Raw genomic sequence first — 3,155 nt, 5'->3', positions numbered from 1 at the left:
TATACTATTATTATAACATCAGTACCAGTCCTTTTTTATAATTGTCATCTGCACACAAATAACCGCCTTGTATTTTACACATAATTGTTCACCTCGTACCTATTTTTCTGTCTATACAAATAGTATGATGTTATTACAGGCAAAAATATCTGCCAAAATAAAAGGAATATAAAGGAGGTTTGATCCTATGTTGACAGCAAAACAGAATATGATCGAATGTATGAAGGCCGGCGGAAATCCGGATCGTTTTGTAAACCAGTATGAAGCCATCCGCCTGCTGCCGCACCCATTTATGCTCACCAGCCCCCAGCCGCAGAAAGGACAGCTGAATGTTGTAAATGCCTGGGGCATCACCAACAGTTTTCCGGAAAATACTCCAGGTTCCTTTCCTGTACATACCCCGGATAAAATTGTTGTAAAAGATATTGAAAACTGGAAAGACTATGTAAAAGCTCCTTCTCTTGACTTTCCTGACGAACTGTGGGATCAATGCAAAGCTATCTACGATGCAGTAGACGGCTCAAAAGCCTTTAAAGCTGCTTTTGTTGCCCCGGGGCTTTTTGAACAGTCCCATCACCTCTGTGAAATGGTCAATGCTCTGTACTACTATATCGACTATGAAGATGAAATGCATGATCTGATCAAGCATCTGACTGAATGGGAACTGAAATTAGCAGAGGGAATCTGTCAGAATCTCCATCCGGACATGATCTTCCATCATGATGACTGGGGCAGCCATGACAGTACTTTCCTCAGTCCTTCCATGTTTGAAGATTATTTCCTTGATTCTTATAAAGAAATCTACGGCTATTACAAGAGCCACGGCGTAGACTACATTGTGCATCATTCTGACAGCTATGCTGCAACACTTGTTCCAGACATGATTGAAATGGGCATCGACGTTTACCAGGGCTGCATGAAAACCAATAATGTACCTGAGCTGATCAAAAAATACGGCAGCAAGATCAGCTTTATGGGTGTGATTGAAAATGCCTTTGTTGACCACGAGGGCTGGACAGATGAAGAATGCGAAAAAGTAGTCAGAGAAATCGTTGATGACTGCGGTATCCACAGCTTCATCCCATGTATTGCCCAGGGCGGCCCAGGATCTGTGTATCCAGGCGTTTATCTTTCACTTTCCAGTGCAATCGATAAAATCAACCAGGAACGCTTCGGATTCACTCCAGAACAGCAGGAGGCAATGAGAATGCCCCATGAGATCATGTTCTGATATTTTTATGATCTGCAGTTCTCGTAAGCTTTCAGAAAGAGCATGGAAATATAGCAGTAACTGCGTACCTCCGGGTCTTCCAGGTCAAGCTCCAGGTTTTCCTGTATTTTTTTGATCCGGTAAACAGTGGTATTCCGATGAAGGAATAGTTCTTCAGAAGTGTGGGTAACGGAACGCTCATTATTTAAAAAACTAAACAAAGTGCGGAACATCTCGCTTCCCTTCTGTTGTTCCCTCCACAGCCTGAGCACAGAAGGCATACATGCCATGACCTTATCTTCCAGGGGCGCTGATGCAGTCAGAAGATATTCCGAAGCCATATTTTCAAAATACTGAATAGCTTTTGGCTTTGGAAGATGCCCGTTCCTTTCTAAAGCGTATTCTGCCTGCCGATAAAATCTGGGCAGCTCCATAATCCCGCTGCAGTCAGGCAGACTGAATCCGATCTGAACCGGATTATGTATCACAAGATTACGAAGCAGCAGGCAGGAATCCTGGGCCTTTGCCAGATTTCTGTCTGCAAGCAAAATCAGCTCATGATCCCTGATATTAACACAAATATCTGTAAGATTACGGATCAGCATCCGAAAAAGGGAGTTCATCTGGCGGGATGTATATTCAGGATCTCCTGTATCCGCAAATCGGATCAGCGCCACATAATAAGTCTCATCTCCTGTCCAGCCCTGATAGTCCATCTGAATCTTAAGCTTTGCTTTGTCACAGGGTCTGTCCAGCATAAGATCAAGAAAAACATTATTAATGCTTCCTGACATATCTTTCAGTGTATACAGTCCCATATACGCCTGGAGCACATCTGTGAATTTTTCCAGAAGCTGTGCGTCTCCCTGATTCAGTTTTCTTTCTTTTGCAATCAAATTTATCCTTCCGCATACTATGTTATTTACATACACGCAATAGCTGATTCCCTCCAACGCTATGAGATTATTGTGCGGGAACAGATAACTGATGTTTCCCGGAGAAAAAAATTCACTGTTGCTGCCGGTATATTTGATCATATTAACCGCATTTAAAGAAGAATATCCATATCATAAATGTAAATCCTGTCACCTTCCCCATCACAGACCACATAATCTTTTTCCTGGTATATATGAACGCAGTTTGTAGCATAGGCAAGCCGGGCGCTGTTCAAAACAGCAGGCGCATCCTCCCGGATCTCCAGCTTCACGTCCAGCTCTGTCATTTGATTTGCAATCATCCATATACTCAGCTTCACTTCAGCCACCTCCTGATATACTTTCCAGATACAAAGGTTTCAGCGCCTGCACTACTTTTTCGCTTACCCGGATCACAGCCTCCAGATCCTTATCTTTATGGTTCAGATATGCATGAAAAGAACCCTGGATGCAATAGGACAAAAGAATATTTTTTTCTGTATCATTCTGATTTTCCGGATATCTAAGCTCTATGAGTTTCCTGATCTCTGTTTCCAGGCAGTCTCCCAGCCGTGCTTTTTCTCTTCCTGAGAACAGAATATTTATAAGAGAATTATTAGAAAGAAGTGCCATATACAGATTTCTGGTAAAAATCTCCGGATTCTGAAACGGATCCTGCTGCTGTGCAGAGATATTTTTCACAATTGAGGTAATGGTTTCTGACTCCATATAATCTGACAGGGCAAAAATATCCACATAATGACTGTAAAAAGTCGATTTATTCACACAGGCAAGCGCGCACAGCTCCTTAACAGTGATCTTTTCCAGAGGCTTTTTTGCCCGCAGTTCCAGAAAGGCATTTTTGATTGCCCGCTGCGTTTTTTCTATTCTGATATCCATAAGCTCCTCCTGTTTTTTTATTTATCCGACACTTTCTGCAAACCGTTGTTTATCCGTCTGTTTTGTTATTTTGTTGGTGGACAGTATCTCTTTCTTTTCTTATATTATAAGGGTTTTCACACCTCTTCCGC

4 protein-coding genes are annotated in these 3,155 nt (G+C 42.3%); 1 reads left to right on the top strand and 3 read right to left on the bottom strand.

The window, feature by feature from the left end; all coding sequences use genetic code 11:
- The first annotated feature begins 187 nt into the window (after nucleotides 1-187).
- The gene (locus tag RDS42_RS13655) at nucleotides 188-1,231 is read left to right on the top strand and encodes a uroporphyrinogen decarboxylase family protein (protein WP_308784137.1); all 1,044 of its coding nucleotides are present in this window, start codon (nucleotides 188-190) and stop codon (nucleotides 1,229-1,231) included.
- A gap of 5 nt (nucleotides 1,232-1,236) precedes the next feature.
- Here RDS42_RS13655 and RDS42_RS13650 read toward each other — a convergent pair whose 3' ends face one another.
- From RDS42_RS13650 to RDS42_RS13640, 3 genes are all read right to left on the bottom strand, one after another.
- A complete protein-coding gene (locus RDS42_RS13650) occupies nucleotides 1,237-2,106 on the bottom strand; it encodes a helix-turn-helix domain-containing protein (protein WP_308784136.1) in 870 nt (289 codons plus the stop codon).
- A gap of 152 nt (nucleotides 2,107-2,258) precedes the next feature.
- Nucleotides 2,259-2,465, bottom strand: a complete 207-nt coding sequence (locus RDS42_RS13645) for a hypothetical protein (RefSeq protein WP_308784135.1) — start codon at nucleotides 2,463-2,465, stop codon at nucleotides 2,259-2,261.
- A 1-nt stretch (nucleotide 2,466) separates the two neighbouring features.
- Complete coding sequence (locus tag RDS42_RS13640) at nucleotides 2,467-3,024, bottom strand: TetR/AcrR family transcriptional regulator (protein ID WP_308784134.1); 558 nt, start codon at nucleotides 3,022-3,024, stop codon at nucleotides 2,467-2,469.
- Between the last annotated feature and the right edge of the window lie 131 nt (nucleotides 3,025-3,155).

It is taken from the genome of uncultured Blautia sp., assembly GCF_902497045.1.
GTDB lineage: Bacteria > Bacillota > Clostridia > Lachnospirales > Lachnospiraceae > Blautia_A.
This window is presented reverse-complemented; position numbering and strand designations above follow the sequence as displayed.